The organism is Stenotrophomonas sp. (genome assembly GCF_035634915.1).
Lineage (GTDB): Bacteria > Pseudomonadota > Gammaproteobacteria > Xanthomonadales > Xanthomonadaceae > Stenotrophomonas.
Genome location: NZ_DASQCB010000024.1, coordinates 148,779 through 164,974, shown reverse-complemented (window position 1 = coordinate 164,974; position 16,196 = coordinate 148,779). Strand labels below are relative to the sequence as shown.

Below are 16,196 nucleotides of genomic sequence, written 5' to 3'. Positions count from 1 at the left end.
CCCCTGCGCCGCGATCAGGTCAGGCTGCGCACCGCCTCATTGGCCGCCGCGCGCACCTTCGGCAGCAGCCGCAGCACCAGTGCCATCTGCGTGCGGATCAGCTGCAGCTTCGGCGGCATCGCATCTTCAATCTGCTCCAGCTCGGCGGCCACCGCCCGGTCGGCATCGTTGTCGTCCTCGCTGACCGGCTGCCGCGCGCCCAGTGCCGAGGCCAGCTGCTGCAGGGCCCTGCGCACGCGCTCACCGGCGGCCAGGGCCAGCGGGTCGCCGGCATAGCTGTCCACCTGGTCGCGGTGGGCGCCCAGTGCCGACAGATGGCCGAGCAGGGTGTTGGACAACGCCAGGAAGTGGAAGCCTGCATCCAGGTTGCGGCGCACGTGGCCGGGCTCGCGCAGCATGTTCGACAGCGCCGTGGACAGCGCCGCGTCGGCGTTGTGCATGTCGCGGCGGGCGATGCGGTAGGCCAGGTCGTCGCGCATGCCGCTGCGGTACTGGTCCAATACCGATTCGAGATAGCGCGCGGCGGTATCCAGCACCCGCGCCAGCACCCGGTGCAACTGCCGGCCCTGCCAGTCGGGCAGGATCAGGAAAGCCGCGGCGGCGGCGATCGCGCAGCCCAGTACCGTATCGACCATGCGCGGGACGATCAGTACGAAGCCATCGCCGATCAGGTTGAAGCAGGTCAGCGCCATCACCGTGATGGCCGCTGAGGCGACCAGATAGCGGTCGGTGCGGTTGTAGAAGAACACCAGCGCCGACAGCAGGGCGATCAGCAGCTGGACGTGCAGCTGCGGGAACAGCTGCAGCAGCGCCCAGGTGAACACCAGGCCGGCCAGCGTACCGACGATGCGCTGGGCCAGGCGCTGGCGGGTGGCGCCGAAGTTGGGCCGGCACACGAAGACGATGGTCAGCAGCACCCACGAGCCGTTCTGTGCGTTGAACAGGCGGATGGCCAGGAAGCCGGCGATCAGCGCCACGGCCATGCGCAGGCCGTGGCGGAACAGCACCGAGCCCGGCGTGAGCTGCTGGCGGATGCGCACGCCCATTTCGCGCAGCGTGTGCGGATTGCTGTCGCGCAGGCGTGTATCGACATTGTCCAGGCTGGCGTCGGAACGCTCGGCGTCGAGCAGGCGGCGTTCGATGCTGCGCAGGTTGTGCACCAGCAGGTCCAGCGAACCGAGCAGGCGCTGCCACTGCGGGCGCTGCTGTTCACGCAGGTAGGCCAGTGCATCGGCCAGATCGCGGCCGGCCTGCTGGTTGCTTTCGCCGTACACGAACGGGCGGCGCAGGCGGATTGCCTCGCCCAGGCGCGCGCAGGCCTGGCCCTGCAGATCGAGCAGGCGCTGGCAGCGGTACAGCACGTCGCTGTGGAAGAACGCGTCGACCAGCGCACCGTAGGGATAATGCGAGGAACTGGCGCGCTCGTGGAAATCCTGCGCCATGTAGTACAGGCGCAGGTACAGGCCGGAATTGACGCCCGGCCGGCCGGAGCGGCCGAAGCGGGCCAGGATCGCGGCCTTGGCTTCGTTCAGCGCGCCGACCACGCGCCGGTTCTGTTCGGCCAGGTCGAGCTGGCGGCGCTGCAGGTCGGTTTCGCGCACCGGTTCGAACAAGGTGGCCTTGAGCTGCAGGTAGCGGCCCAGTTCCACGTACAGGCGGGCGACCCGTTCGCGCACCGGGCGGTTGGCGAACAGGGCCGTCCACAGGATCGACAGCAGCCCGTACCAGACCGCACCGGCCAGCAGGTGGGCGACCGCATCGAGGGCGCGTGCGAGGTCGCCGGCCCCGCCATGCTGCTCCATGCCGATCATGGTGTAGATGGCCAGCGTCACCGTGGCCTGGGCGATGGAGGCGTAGCGCTCGCCCAGCGCACCCAGCAGGGTCAGGCAGAAGGTGGACAGCGCCAGTGCGCCGATGAACACCCACGGCAGCGGGAACAGCCAGATGACCGACGCGGCGGCGATGCAGAAGCACAGCAGCGACAGCAGTACCGCCTTGGTCCGGCCCCACCAGTTGTCATCGGTCTCGGCGATGGCACTGGCGATGATGCCGAGGAACACGCCGGGCAGGGCCGGCAGCGCATCCAGATGCCAGCACACGCCCAGCGCGGTGGTCAGGGCGATGAAAACGCGCAGGCCATAGCTGGCCTTTTCGTGGGCCCACAGGCGGCTGAAGCGGGATTCGCGGGTGGACATGCAGGCTCGGGGGGCGGGATGCCCCCCATTATTGCGGGCCTTGCGTGAAATGGGGCGTTGGATGTGCGGACCAGCGGTCCGCACATCGGAGCCCGGTAGCGCCGCGCCATGCGTGGCGCTACCGGGGTCACATCTCCCAGCGCACGCTGACCGCGAAGGTGCGCGGCAGGCCGACGCCTGCGTTGGACCAGTACTTGCGGTTGCCCAGGTTTTCCAGGCTGGCGCGCAGGATGACCGGGTGGCCGGAGGCAACCAGGTGGTAGCCGACGCCGGCATTGACCAGGGTGTAGTCGGGCAGCTTCAGGGTGTTGTCGGTGTCGTACCAGACGTCGCCGTAATAGCGCACGGCGGCGTAGGCTTCCAGCCCATCCACCCACGGCAGCTGGTAGTTGGCGTGCAGCACGCCGCTCCAGCGCGCCGCGCCGGCGGTGCGGTTGCCTTCCTGTGACGCGCTGGCCGGGGACAGCTTGTCGTAGGTCGGGTCCAGCCAGGTCACGCCGCCGCCGACGGTGAGCGCATCGCCCAGGTGCAGGTCGGCGCTGGCTTCCACGCCTTCGTACAGGGTGATGCCATCCTGCACCAGGTACTTGCCGGCATCGGTGAGCAGGTCGATGTTGGCACCGCGTTCCAGGCGGAACGCGGCCACGTTCGCGTTCCAGCGCGGCGCTTCCACCTTGGCGCCGATCTCATACTGCTTGCTGATGGTCGGGTCGAGCACGGTGCCGGCGTTGATGTAGGTGTTGCCGACGCGACCACCGGCTTCCAGCGATTCGATGTAGCTGGCATACAGGGTCACCGCTTCGCTGGGCTTGTACATCACCGCGTAGGTCGGGGTGACCGGGTAGGTGTGGTAACTGCCCTTGGTCTCGAAGTCGTTGTAGCGCCAGCCGGCCAGCACCGACCAGCCACCGCCGAAATCGATGGTGTCGCTGGCAAAGACCGCCTGCTGCACGGTTTCGTCGCCGCGGGTCAGGACGCGCGAACCCACCGCGTCATGGACGATGGCCGAGCGCTGGTAGAGGTTGGCGCGGCCGATGGTGTTCCACTCGTAGGGGCGGTCCCAGCCCAGCCCGGTCTGGTGGCTGATGCCGGCCACCAGCTGGTGCCGCAGCGGACCGGTCTGGAAGCTGCCCTGTACCAGTGCCTGGGCCAGCTTCCATTCGCTCTTGCCGCCCAGCTCGTAGACGTTGACGTCGTAGCCGCCGTTCAGATCGTCGATGTAGGCGAAGATCTTGTTGACGTCGTTCCACGAAGTGGTGACGCCGTAGCTCAGGCTGGCCTTCCAGTCACTGTTGATCTGCCAGTTCAGCGCGGTCGACAGCAGGCTGGAGCGGGTGTCGTAGTAGGTGCCCGGCACGCTGTTGTCGACGTCACCGGCGATCGGGCGCGGCAGCGAGGTCAGGCCGATGAAGTAGTACTGCGGCGATTCCTCGCTGAGGTCGCGCGACTGGAACACGCCGTCGAAGGTCCAGGTGAGTGCATCGCTCAGGCGCGCATCCAGCGACAGCGCACCGACCTTGCGGTCGACGTGGCCGCCGTTGAAGGTTTCACCCTTCTCCTGGTACGCATTGAAGCGGTAGCCGAACATCTGTTCGTTGCCGAAGCGGCCGCCGACGTCGACGCCGCCGCTGACGATGCCCTGCTCGCGCCAGCCCAGCTGCGCGGACAGCGTGGTCGTATCGGTCGGCTTCTTGGTGATGTAGTTGACGATGCCGCCCGGTGCGCCGAAGCCGTACAGGAAGCCACCGGGACCCTTCAGCAGGTCGACCTGCTCCATCACTTCCAGCGGCCATTCGGTGCCCCACGAGGAGACCTGCAGGCCGTTGACGCGGTAGCTGTCGTAGTTCAGGTCGATGCCGCGGTTGCGGATCGGCGAGCTCCAGCCGCTGGCGTAGGCGCTGACCTGGGTGGTGACCGACGGGTCGAACAGGAAGACTTCGCCCAGCGAAACGACCTGGCGCTGCTCGATCTGCTCGCGGCCGACGGCAGTGATGGCGAAGGGGGTGTCGCGCAGGGCGCGGTCACCGAGGGCGCCGGCTTCGGTATGGGTACGTTCGGCAGTGACTTTGACCGCATCCAGGTCGGTGGCACTGCGGGTATCGGCCGGGGCTTCGGCGTGGGCGGCACAGGCGGCGGACAGGGCCATGGCCAGCATGGCCAGGCGGGGGGAACGGGTGGGCAGCATCGGTGGGGGATCCTTCGCGGACAGCACACGACCGTCCGCGGTGGCGGAAGGGAAGGGGTCGATGGCTGGGATCACGCAGGCTGGCCGGGAACGAGCAGCGGGGCGCCCCTGGGGGAAGCGGCGCAGGACCATGGCTGGATGGGAATTGTTCTCTTTTCGTTATGGCGCGTCAAATCGCGTGCGGACCAACGGTCCGCACCCACCCGGTAGCGCCGGGCCATGCCCGGCCGATCCCATCACGCGCGCTGTGCGCGCTTGAGCAGCTTCGCTTCGCGCCTGCGTGCGCGACGGGCCCGCCAGCGTTCGGCCAGGCACGAGAAGATCACATACAGCGCCGGGGTGCTCAGCAGGGTCAGGCTCTGCGAGAACAGCAGGCCGCCGATCATCGCGATGCCCAGCGGCCGGCGCAGCTCGGAGCCCTCACCGAGGCCGATCGCCAGCGGCACCGCCGCCAGGATCGCCACCATCGTGGTCATCATGATCGGGCGGAAGCGCACGATGCTGGCCTCACGCGCGGCCTCACGCGGCGCCAGGCCATGCTCGCGCTGCGCCACCAGGGCGAAGTCGATCATCATGATCGCGTTCTTCTTGACGATGCCGATCAGCAGCACCAGCGCGATCATCGAGATGACCGACAGTTCGGTGTTGGTGCCGAACAGCGCCAGCAGCGCGCCCACGCCGGCCGCCGGCAGGGTGGACAGGATCGTCACCGGGTGGATCAGGCTTTCGTACAGCATGCCCAGCACCAGGTACACGGTCAGGATCGCCGCCATCACCAGGATCAGCATGTCGCTGGGGTCGGAATTGAAGCCGAAGCCCGCATCGTCGGCCAGGCGGATGTCGCCCGGCATGCGCATGCCTGCCACCGTCGAATCGATGATCGCCTTGGCCTCGCCGGCACTGACGCCGGGCGCGAGGTTGTAGCTCAGGTCCATCGTCGTGTACTGGTTTTCATGGGTGATCTGCGACGGCGCCAGCCCCGGCGCCTGGCGGGCCACCGCGGTGATCGGCACCATTTCGCCGCTGCGTGCCTTCACGTAGACCTCGTCCAGCGCCGCCGGCGTGGCGGTCTGCGACGGCAGCGCATTGACCACCACGCTGTACTGGTTGATGTCGGAATAGATCGTGGAGATCTGGCGCTGGCCGAAGGCACCGTACAGCGCACCATCGATGGCACCCACGCTGATGCCCAGGCGCGCGGCCTTGGCGCGGTCGATCTCGATGTTCTGGCGCAGGCCGGCGTTGTCGACGTCGGTGCCGACGTCACGCAGCTTCGGGTTCTTCTTAAGCGCCGCCTGCAGCTTGGGCAGCCATTCCTGCAGCGCGGCCAGGTCGTTGCCCTGCAACGAGATGCGGTACTGCGCGCCCTGGCTGTTGCCGCCACCGTCGTTGCTGGGCAGATCCTGGATCGCGCGCAGGCGCAGCTGCAGGTCGGGATAGCGGTCGGCCTTGGCACTCAGGCGCGCCAGCGCATGCGCGGTGGTCTCGCGGCGGCCATCCTTGCGTGATTTCAGCTCGACGTTGAACTGCGCGCTGGAGCCCTGGCGGCCACTGCCCAGGCGCACGCCCACGGTCTTCACCGCCGGGTCGGCCATCAGCATGTCGGTGATGCGGCGCTGGCGGGCCACCATGTCCTCGAAGGACACGGTGGCGCTGGAATTGGCGCGGCCCCAGATCAGGCCGGTGTCCTGCGGCGGGAACGCGCCCTTCTTCACCGCACCGAACAGGAAGATGGTGACGCCGATCAGGATCAGCGGGGTGAGCGAGAGCAGCAGCGCATGGCGCAGCGAGAAGTCCAGGAACACCGTATAGATGCGCAGCATGCGGTCATGCCCGGCATCGAGCCAGCGGCCGAAGCGCGACGGTGCCGCGGTGTGGTCATGCGCGCTGAGCAAGCGGCTGCACAGCGCCGGGGTCAGGGTCAGCGAGACGATCATCGAGACCACGATGGCCGCCACCAGGGTGACGGTGAACTCGCGGAAGAACGCACCCATCATGCCGCTGGCGAACAGCAGCGGAATGAACACCGCCACCAGCGAGGCGGTGATCGAGACGATGGTGAAGCCGATCTCGCGCGCGCCGGTGAAAGCGGCCTGCATGCGCGGCATGCCTTCGTCCAGGTGGCGCATGATGTTCTCGATCACCACGATGGCATCGTCCACCACGAAGCCGATCGCGATCACCAGCGCCAGCAGGCTCAGGTTGTTCAGGGTGAAGCCCAGTGCGTACATCACCAGCGCGGCACCGGCCAGCGACAGCGGCACGGTGACCGCGGCGATCAGCGTGGGCGCCAGCCGGCGCAGGAACAGCGCCATGGTCAGCACCACCATCGCCAGGCTGATCAGCAGGGTGATCTGCACTTCATGCAGCGACGAGCGGATGGTCGGCGTACGGTCGAAGTACGGCGTCATCGTGGTACCGGGCTGCAGGTAGTCGCGCAGGCCGGGAATCTGCGCCTTCACCCGGTCCACGGTTTCGACGATGTTGGCGCCGGCGCGGGTGAACACGTACATCACCACGGCCGGTTTGTGGTTGAACCACGCGGCCTGGTAGGCATCCTGCTGGCCGTCGTAGACGTTGGCGATGTCCTTCAGGCGGATCACCCGGCCATCGCCCTGGGTCTTGACCACCAGCTCGGCGAAATCGGCCGCGCGCGCCACCGAGTCGTTGGCGATGATCGCCGTGGTGGAGTTGCCGTCGCTGAGGAAGCCGGTAGGTGAGGTCACGTTGGCCGCGCGCACCGCGTTGCGCAGGTCATCGGCGGTCAGCCCGAGGGCGTTCATCAGGCGCAGGTTGACGTCCACGCGCACGGCCGGCGTCGAGGCACCGGCGATGTCCACCGAGGCCACGCCGCTGATCTGGCGGATGCGCTGGGCCAGCAGCGAATCGGCGACGTTGTACAGCTCATCGGCCGACTGTGTCTGTGAAGTGAGCGCGATGGCGATGACCGGGTCGTCGTTCGGGTTTGCCTTCTGGTACATCGGCGAACCCAGCCCCGAGGGCAGGTCGGCCTGTGCCGAATTGATCGCGGTCTGCACGTCCAGCGCGGCCGAATCGATGTTGCGGTCGCTCTGGAAGATCATGAACACCAGCGAGCTGCCCTCCGAGCTGGACGAGCGCATGCGGTCGATGCCCGGCAGCTGGCCGAGGTGGCGTTCCAGCGGTGCGGTCACCGTGGACGCCATGGTCGCCGCATCCGCGCCGGCCTGGTTGGCATGCACGAAGATCACCGGGATCTCGATGTTGGGCAGTGCCGAAACACCCAGCCGCAGATAGCAGATCACGCCGACCATGAACAGGCCGACGGCCAGCAGCGCGGTGCCGATCGGGCGGCGGATGAAGGGGGCGGACAGGTTCATCGTGCGGCCCTGCGCAGCAGCGGGGCGTGGATCATGCCTGCGGCTCCTGCAGCGTGCCGTCGCGCAGGGCGCGCTGCTCGCGGCGGCGTGCCATCCACTCCGAGAAGCGCTCCATGTACAGGTAGATCACCGGCGTGGTGTACAGCGTGACCAGCTGCGAGAGCAGCAGGCCGCCGACGATGGCGATGCCCAGCGGGCGGCGCAGCTCCGAGCCGATGCCGGTGCCCAGCGCCAGCGGCAGCGCGCCGAGCATGGCCGCGGCGGTGGTCATCATGATCGGGCGGAAGCGCAGCAGGCAGGCGCGGCGGATCGCTTCATGCGCGTTGGCACCGGCACGGCGTGCCTCGATGGCGAAGTCCACCATCATGATGCCGTTCTTCTTGACGATGCCGATGAGCAGCACGATGCCGACGATGCCATCCACCGACAGGCTCAGGCCGCAGACCATCAGCGCCAGCAACGCACCGACGCCGGCCGGCGGCAGGGTGGAGATGATCGTGATCGGGTGGATGTAGCTTTCGTACAGCACGCCCAGCACGATGTAGATGACCACCAGCGAGGCCAGCAGCAGCCACACCACGTCGGTCTGGCTGCCGGTGAACTCGGCCGCCTTGCCGATGAACTCGGCATGCAGGTGGGCCGGCATGTCCAGGCTGTCCTTGGTTTCTTCGATGGCCTTGACCGCATCGGACAGCGAGTAGCCCGGGGCGATGTTGAACGACACCGTCACCGCCGGCAGCTGCTGCTGGTGGCTGACCACCAGCGGCGCGCTGGTGACCTTGCTGTCGGCCAGTGCCGACAGCGGGATGATGTTGCCCGCACCGACGGTGATGCCGGTGTTCTGCGCGCCGATGCCGGTGGCGGTGGACGAATTGGACGAGGTGACCTGGCCGAAGCTGGTGGCGTTGGTGCCGGTCAGCGCGCCGGCACCGTTGGAGGCCACGGCCAGCTGTTCCATCAGCGCGGTGCTGGTGCGGAACTCCGGTGCGACTTCCAGCACGACGCGGTACTGGTTGAGTTCGGTGAAGATGGTCGAGATCTGGCGCTGGCCGAACGCATCGTAGAGCGTGTCATCGATGGTCTGCATCGGCACGCCCAGCACGCTGGCCTTGTCGCGGTCGATGTTCAGTTCCAGGGCGCGGCCTTGGTTGGACAGGTTGTTGTCGACGTCGGCCAGTTCCGGGCGCTTGCGCAGCGCCTCGGTCAGGCGCGTGGCCTGGGTGGCCACGGTGGCCGAATCCACGTCGGACAGCGAATACTGGTACTCGGTGGCGGCCACGCGTGTATCCAGGGTCACGTCCTGCACCGGCTTCAGGTACAGCGCCACGCCGGGAATGCCGGCCACGGCCTTCTGCAGGCGCGGCAGGACTTCATCCAGGCCGTCACGCTCGCCGCGTTCTTTCAGCACGATCGACAGCTGACCCTGGTTGAGCGTGGGGTTCATGCTGCCGGCGCCGATGAAGGCCGACACGCCGGTCACGTCCGGGTCCTGGCGCAGGGCTTCGGCCACCTGTCTGGTGCGCTGCTCCATCTGCGGGAAGGCGATGTTCTGGTCGGCCTGGACCACGCCGGTGATCAGGCCGGTGTCCTGTTCGGGCAGCAGGCCCTTGGGAATCAGCACGTACAGCAGCACGGTCAGCACCAGCGCGCCGCCAGCCACGGCCAGGGTCAGGCGCTGGTGGCCCAGCACCCAGTCCAGGCTGTGCTCGTACAGGCCTACGGTGCGCGTCCACAGGTTCTGCTTGCCGGCCGCCGCTGCCCGCTCATGCGCGTCCTCGCCCTCGGGCAGGGCGTCGGGCTTGAGCAGGTAGGCGCACATCATCGGAGTCAGCGTCAGCGAGATCAGCATCGACAGCACGACCGCGATGCTCAGCACCCAGGCGAATTCGTGGAACAGGCGGCCGGTGACGCCGGGCATCAGCAGCAGCGGCAGGAACACCGCCACCAGCGACACGGTCAGCGACAGCACGGTGAAGCCGATCTGGCGCGCACCGATCTCGGCCGCTTCCTTGCCACTCTTGCCCTGCTCGATGTAGCGGACGATGTTCTCGATCATCACGATCGCATCGTCGACCACGAAGCCGGTGGCCACCACCAGCGCCATCAGCGAAAGGTTGTCCAGCGACATGCCGGCGAAGGCCATCACCGCGAAGGTGCCGGCCAGTGACAGCGGCACCGCCACCGACGGGATGATGGTGGCCCAGAACCGCCGCAGGAACACGAAGATGACCGCCACCACCAGGCCGATGGTGAGGATCAGGGTGAACTGCACTTCATGCACCGAGGCGCGGATGGTCTCGGTGCGGTCGTTGAAGACTTCCAGGTGCACGTCGGCCGGCAGCACGCCCTGCAGCTGCGGCAGGATCGCGCGGATGCGCTCGACGGTCTGCACGATGTTGGCGCCCGGCTGGCGGCGCACTTCCAGCAGCACGGCCGGCTTGCCGTTGGCCCAGGCGGCCAGCTGGTCGTTCTCCACGCCATCGACCACCTCGGCCACGTCGGACAGCCGCACCGGGCGGCCGTTCTTGTAGCTGATGATGGTGTCGCGGTATTCGGCGGCGCTGGCCAGCTGGTCGTTGGTGCCGATGCTGTAGGACTGGGTCTTGCCGTTCAGCGAACCCTTCGGTGCATTGACGTTGGCCTGGGTGAGCGCGCTGCGCAGCTCCTCCATGGTCAGGCCCATGTTTGACAGCTGCGCCGGGTTGACCTGGATGCGCACGGCCGGGCGCACGTTGCCGGCGATCGACACCAGGCCCACGCCCTGCACCTGCGACAGGCGCTGGGCGAGGATCGAGTCGGCGTAGTTGTTGACGTCACGCAGGGGGCGCGTGTCCGAGGTCAGCTTCAGGGTGACGATGGCCGCGTCGGCCGGGTTCACCCGGTTGTAGACCGGCTGGTACGGCAGCGAGGAGGGCAGGGTGGCCTGGCGGATCGCCGCCTGCACGTCCTGCGCGGCGATGTCGATGTCGCGGTCCATCGAGAACTGCAGGATGATCGTCGACAACCCCGCCGAGGAATCGGAGGTCATCAGTTCCAGCCCGGAGATCTGCCCGAACTGGCGCTCCAGCGGCGTGGTCACCAGCGAGGCCATGGTGGTCGCGTTGGCACCCGGGTACTGGGTGGTGACCACCAGGCTGGGCGCATCGATTTCCGGCAGCGCCGACACCGGCAGCTTGCGGTAACCGAGGATGCCCAGCAGCAACAGACCCGCCATCAACAGCGAGGTAGCGATGGGACGGCGGATGAAGATCGTCGAAAAGCCCACGGACGGATCCTTGCTGGTGCTTCAATGGCAGCGCCGGCTGCGAGGCCGGCGCGAAAGGAAAGGGTGGCCTGCGCTCAGCGCGGGCCGCCACCACGACGGCCACCGCCGCCACTCTTCTGTTCGGCGGCCTTCAGTTCGGCCTCGGTCGGCGCGGCCGGGGTCTCGCCCGGCTTCAGCGCGGTCACCTTGCTGCCCGGCTTCAGGCGGAACTGGCCTTCGCTGACCACGCGCTCGCCGCCCTTCAGGCCTTCGGCGATCTGCACCTGGCTGTCGCCCACTTCCACGCCGCTGCGCACGGTCTGCATCTTCACCGTGTTGTCGCCCTGCACGACATAGACGTACTCGCCATCCGGGCCACGCAGCACCGCCTGGGTGGGAATGACCACGCCGCCGCCGATGGTGCGCAGCTGCATGCGCACGTTGACGAACTGGCCCGGCCACAGGCCGTTGTCGGTGTTGTCGAAGATCGCGCGGGCCTTGAAGGTGCCGCTGTCGGCGCTGATCAGGTTGTCGACCACGTCCAGCGTGCCGTCACCGGACAGCACGTGCGAGTCGGCGCGGTCCAGCGCGGCCACCGGCACCTTGCCGGCGTTCTGCGCCTGGCGCACGTCGCCGAGCTGGCGCTCGGGCAGGTTGAACAGCACGTGGATCGGGTGGATCTGGGTGAGGGTGACCAGCGCGGTACCGGCGCTGACCACGTTGCCGGCGTCGACCGCGCGGATGCCGGCGATGCCCGAGATCGGCGCGGTGATGCGGGTGTACTGCAGCTGCACCTGCGCGGCACGCGCGCTGGCTTCGTTGGCGGCCACCGCGCTTTCGTACTGTGCCACTTGATTTCGCTGTGTATCCAGATCGGTCTTGGCGACGAACTGGCGGTACTCCGGCGCGTTGGAGCGCTGGTAGTTGGAACGCGCGGTGGCCAGCAGCGCTTCGTTCTGGCGCTTGGCGGCCACGGCTTGGTCGTAGCTGGCCTGGGCGCTGCGCGGGTCGATCTGTGCCAGCAGGTCACCCTGCTTCACTTCCTGGCCCTCGCGGAAATTGATGCTCATCAGCTGGCCGCCGACCTGCGGGCTGACGGTGACGGTGTTCATCGCGGTCACCGTGCCCAGTGCGCTGGCATACACCGGCACGTCCTGGCGGGTGGCATCGACCACGGTGACCGGCACCGGGCCGGCATCGGGATCCTCGCCGCCCTGGCGCGCGCCTGCAGCCTGGCCACCGGCCTTGTCCTTGCCGCCACCGAGGACGCGTACGCCCACCACCGCCAGCACCAGCACTGCCACGACCAGCAGCACGATCTTCCAAACACGTGACATTCAAGGACTCCAAGAGGGCTGGACGGGGCGGACCCCGGGTGGCAATGCGCAAAGCATACCTGTGGCCCGCTACGTTTCCTGCATGACGTATGGGACGGGCGCTAAGACCGGCTGCGGCGGAGGAGGTTCCCGTGGCGGCGGTGTTGGCCTACATTCAGGTGCAGACCCCTTCCGTGGAGACCCCCGATGCGTCGTTCGTTGCTGCTGTCCGCCCTGCTGCTGGCCCTGCCGGCCCTTGCCCACGCCCAGCAGGCCGAGCGCCCGGAGGTGACCGCCGCGGCAACGCGCCTGCAGGCCCAGGTGGTCGAGTGGCGGCGTGACTTCCACGCGCATCCGGAACTGTCCAACCGCGAGGAGCGCACCTCGGCCGAGGTCGCCAAGCGCCTGCGCGCGATGGGCCTGAAGCCCAGGACCGGCATTGCCCACCACGGCGTGGTGGCGATCATCGAAGGCGGCAGGCCTGGCCCGAAGATCGCCCTGCGCGCGGACATGGATGCGCTGCCAGTAACCGAACAGACCGGCCTGCCGTTCGCCTCCAAGGCCACCGCGCAGTACCGCGGCCAGACCGTGGGGGTGATGCATGCCTGCGGCCACGATGCGCACACCGCGACCCTGCTGGGCGTGGCGCAGGCGCTGGTGGCGATGAAGAAGGACCTGCCGGGCCAGGTGATGCTGATCTTCCAGCCCTCCGAAGAAGGCGCACCGCCGCCGGAGGAGGGCGGTGCCGCGCTGATGCTGAAGGAAGGCCTGTTTGCCGACTTCAAGCCGGAGGCGGTGTTCGGCCTGCATGTGTTCTCCAGCGTGCAGGCGGGCCAGATCGCGGTGCGCGGCGGCCCGCTGATGGCGGCGTCGGATCGTTTCGGCATCAAGGTGATCGGCCGTCAGACCCATGGCTCGGCACCGTGGAACGGCGTGGACCCGATCGTGGCCACCGCCGACCTGATCGGCACCGCGCAGACCATCGTCAGCCGCCGCAGCAACCTGTCCAAGCAGCCGGCGGTGCTGACCTTCGGCGCGATCAACGGTGGCATCCGCTACAACATCATTCCCGATGAAGTGGAGATGGTCGGCACCATCCGCACCTTCGACGAGGGCATGCGCCAGCAGATCTTCGCCGACCTGCGCAACGTGGCCGAACACACTGCGGCCGCGCACGGTGCCAAGGCGGTGACCGACATCTACGAATCGGAAGGCAATCCGGCCACGGTGAACGACCCCGCGCTGACCGCGAAGATGCTGCCGAGCCTGCAGGCGGTGGTGGGCAAGGACAACGTGTACGAGCCGCCGCTGCAGATGGGGGCGGAGGATTTCTCGCTGTACGCGAAGGAAGTGCCCGGCATGTTCTTCTTCGTCGGTTCGACCAGCGTGGGGATCGACCCGGCGAAGGCGCCGGCGAATCATTCGCCGAAGTTCCTGCTGGATGAGAAAGCGCTGGATGTCGGGTTCCGGGCGTTGCTGCAGGTGAGCCTGGACTACTTGAACGGTGCTGGCTGAGGGTATTTCGGCAGGGCTTGCAGCCCTGCACCCGCTTCAAGCCACGGCAACGTCAACTTCAAAAGCTGGCTTTCCGTGGGATGGCGGGGTGGGTCCGGTTGAGGGGGACGCCGTAAACCCATCCATGGGGGCTTGGTCGCGGCATCCATGCCGCTCACACCCCCTCAACCGGACCCACCCCGCCTTCGACAGACTTCCGCGATCTGTCGGAACGCCCTTCTGCTTTGGTGGGTGCCGACCGTTGGTCGACACGGCGGGCGTCATGAACGTCTGAAGGATCGGCTTTTGATTTTGATTTTCCTGATCTTTCCCGGGGGGCACGGGAAACTGTCCGTGGCCGGGAGGGTGGGTTGGCTGGGGGCGTGAGCCGCATGGATGCGGCGACCGAGCCTCCATGGACGGATTCACGGCGTCCCCCAGCCAATCCACCCTCCCGGCCAACCCTCAGTCCCCAGGCTTTCAGCACGCACCACGGAGGGGCTCCGCCGTTGGCCGGCCCGGCCGAAGGCCCGCTCTGCGCGCGATACAATGCCGCCCATGAACACCCCCCAGGACTCCAGCCTCGGTCGCGAGGTCAGTTACCCGTCGCAGTACGATCCCGGCCTGCTGTTTCCCATCCCCCGCATCGGCGCCCGCGCCGAGATCGGCCTCGATGACGCCGCGCTGCCGTTTGTCGGCCACGACCGCTGGCACGCCTTCGAGCTGAGCTGGCTGGACCCGCGCGGCAAGCCGCAGGTGGCCGTGGCCACCGTGCAGGTGCCCTGCACTTCCCCACGCCTGATCGAATCGAAGTCGTTCAAGCTGTACCTCAACTCCCTCAACAGCACCCGCATCGACAGCGCCGAAGCATTGCGCGAGCGCCTGGTGGCCGATCTGTCGGCCTGCGCGGGTGCGGCGGTGCAGGTGCAGTTCGGCCTGCCACCGCTGGTCGAATCGCCGCTGGGCGAATCGATCGACGGCCTGGACGTGGAGATCGACTGCTACGGCCCGCCGCAGGCGGATTACCTCGCTGCCGATGCTGGCCAGGTGGTGGAGGAGACCCTGGTCTCGTCCCTGCTGAAATCCAACTGCCCGGTTACCGGTCAGCCGGACTGGGCCACGGTCAGCGTCCGCTACCGTGGCCCGAAGATCGACCGCGCCGGTCTGCTGCGCTATCTGGTCAGCTACCGTGAGCACGCCGAGTTCCACGAGCAGTGCGTGGAGCGCATCTTCAGCGAGGTCTCCACGCGCTGCCAGCCGCAGTGGCTGGAAGTGGAAGCGCGCTACACCCGCCGCGGCGGCCTGGACATCAACCCCTGGCGCGCCAGCCACGGTATCGCCGGCCCGGCCGCGACCTTCCGCGAACTGCGCCAGTAACCGCCGCAGGCGGTTACGGCTGGCGCCGGGGGCGTCCGCTACCCCGATTGTTCAGCCGCCCCCCGGGGCGGCTTCACATCTGCACCATCCCCATTTAACAACCGCCATGGCACCGTGTCATGCACGTAGTCATGCAGATGGGAGTGCGTGGATGAGTACCGAGAAGAAGGCCGATTTCTCCGGCGTAAGCGCCAGCGTCGACAGTACCGCCCAACAGGTTCCCAAGGCGGACTTTTCCGGCGTGAGCGCATCGGTGGACAGCACCGCCGAGGTTGTCAGCGGCGGCACCTACACCGTGCAGAAGGGAGATTCGCTGTCGAAGATCGCCAAGCAGCACCTGGGCGATGCCAATGCCTGGAAGAAGATTTTCGAAGCCAACCGCGATGTGCTCGACGACCCGGACAGGATCTTCCCGGGTCAGACCCTGAAGCTGCCGCCGAAGTAAGCCGGTCCGCGCCGACCGGCGCACGCAGGCCGTCCGCCAAACCCTGGGAGGAACACCCGAATGATCAAGACCAGCCCGCTCCAGACCGCCCTGATCGCTGCCCTTCTGGGCAGTGTTGCTCTGGTCGGTTGCAAGAAGAAGGAAGAGTCCACCGACAACAACGCGGCTCCGGCGGCGACCACCCCGGCCGAGCCGGCACCGGCGCCAATGACCGGCGCACCGCCGCCGATGGCGGCCGCTGCAGCAGTCAACGTCTCTTCGGTCACCGTGGGCAAGAGCGCGGCTGCGGACAAGTCCGTTGCCACCGCCGCCCTGTTTGCGCCCAAGGATGATGTGGTCGTTTCGGTGAAGACCGATGGCGCCGCCAGCAATGTCAACGTGGGCGCGAAGCTGACGTTCCAGGATGGCCAGGTCGCCGGTGAGCAGAGCGCCACGCTGAACACCAGCGGTGCAGAAACCACCAACATCACGTTCAAGAACGCCAATGGCTGGCCGGCGGGCAAGTACCGCGCGGAAGTCATGGTTGATGGCAAGGCGGCCGGAACGCCGCAGGAGTTCGAGGTCAAGTAAGTCCCGCCGAC

9 protein-coding genes are annotated in these 16,196 nt (G+C 67.6%); 4 read left to right on the top strand and 5 right to left on the bottom strand.

Going from position 1 to position 16,196, the window contains the following annotated elements; genetic code table 11:
- Positions 1–14: 14 nt before the first annotated feature.
- The 5 genes from yccS to VER16_RS19135 form a co-directional block, all read right to left on the bottom strand.
- Entirely contained in the window at positions 15–2,195 is a 2,181-nt protein-coding gene (gene yccS / locus VER16_RS19155) for a YccS family putative transporter (protein WP_324810860.1), read from the bottom strand.
- 127 nt (positions 2,196–2,322) lie between these two features.
- Entirely contained in the window at positions 2,323–4,380 is a 2,058-nt protein-coding gene (locus VER16_RS19150; protein ID WP_324810858.1) for a TonB-dependent receptor, read from the bottom strand.
- Positions 4,381–4,616: 236 nt separating this feature from the next.
- On the bottom strand, positions 4,617–7,739 hold the full coding sequence (locus tag VER16_RS19145; RefSeq protein ID WP_324810856.1) for an efflux RND transporter permease subunit: 3,123 nt from the start codon (positions 7,737–7,739) through the stop codon (positions 4,617–4,619).
- A gap of 31 nt (positions 7,740–7,770) precedes the next feature.
- A complete protein-coding gene (locus VER16_RS19140; protein ID WP_324810855.1) occupies positions 7,771–11,004 on the bottom strand; it encodes an efflux RND transporter permease subunit in 3,234 nt (1,077 codons plus the stop codon).
- Positions 11,005–11,078: 74 nt separating this feature from the next.
- On the bottom strand, positions 11,079–12,320 hold the full coding sequence (locus tag VER16_RS19135; RefSeq protein ID WP_324810853.1) for an efflux RND transporter periplasmic adaptor subunit: 1,242 nt from the start codon (positions 12,318–12,320) through the stop codon (positions 11,079–11,081).
- Positions 12,321–12,506: 186 nt separating this feature from the next.
- Between VER16_RS19135 and VER16_RS19130 the strand changes: the two genes are divergently transcribed.
- The 4 genes from VER16_RS19130 (at position 12,507) to VER16_RS19115 (ending at position 16,185) form a co-directional block, all read left to right on the top strand.
- The gene (locus tag VER16_RS19130) at positions 12,507–13,814 is read left to right on the top strand and encodes a M20 family metallopeptidase (RefSeq protein WP_324810851.1); all 1,308 of its coding nucleotides are present in this window, start codon (positions 12,507–12,509) and stop codon (positions 13,812–13,814) included.
- A 537-nt stretch (positions 13,815–14,351) separates the two neighbouring features.
- Complete coding sequence (gene queF / locus VER16_RS19125; protein WP_324810849.1) at positions 14,352–15,170, top strand: NADPH-dependent 7-cyano-7-deazaguanine reductase QueF; 819 nt, start codon at positions 14,352–14,354, stop codon at positions 15,168–15,170.
- A gap of 151 nt (positions 15,171–15,321) precedes the next feature.
- Entirely contained in the window at positions 15,322–15,615 is a 294-nt protein-coding gene (locus tag VER16_RS19120) for a LysM peptidoglycan-binding domain-containing protein (RefSeq protein WP_324810847.1), read from the top strand.
- A 60-nt stretch (positions 15,616–15,675) separates the two neighbouring features.
- Positions 15,676–16,185 (top strand): hypothetical protein, encoded by a 510-nt coding sequence (locus VER16_RS19115; RefSeq protein ID WP_324810845.1) that lies wholly within the window; start codon positions 15,676–15,678, stop codon positions 16,183–16,185.
- The last annotated feature ends 11 nt before the right edge of the window (positions 16,186–16,196 follow it).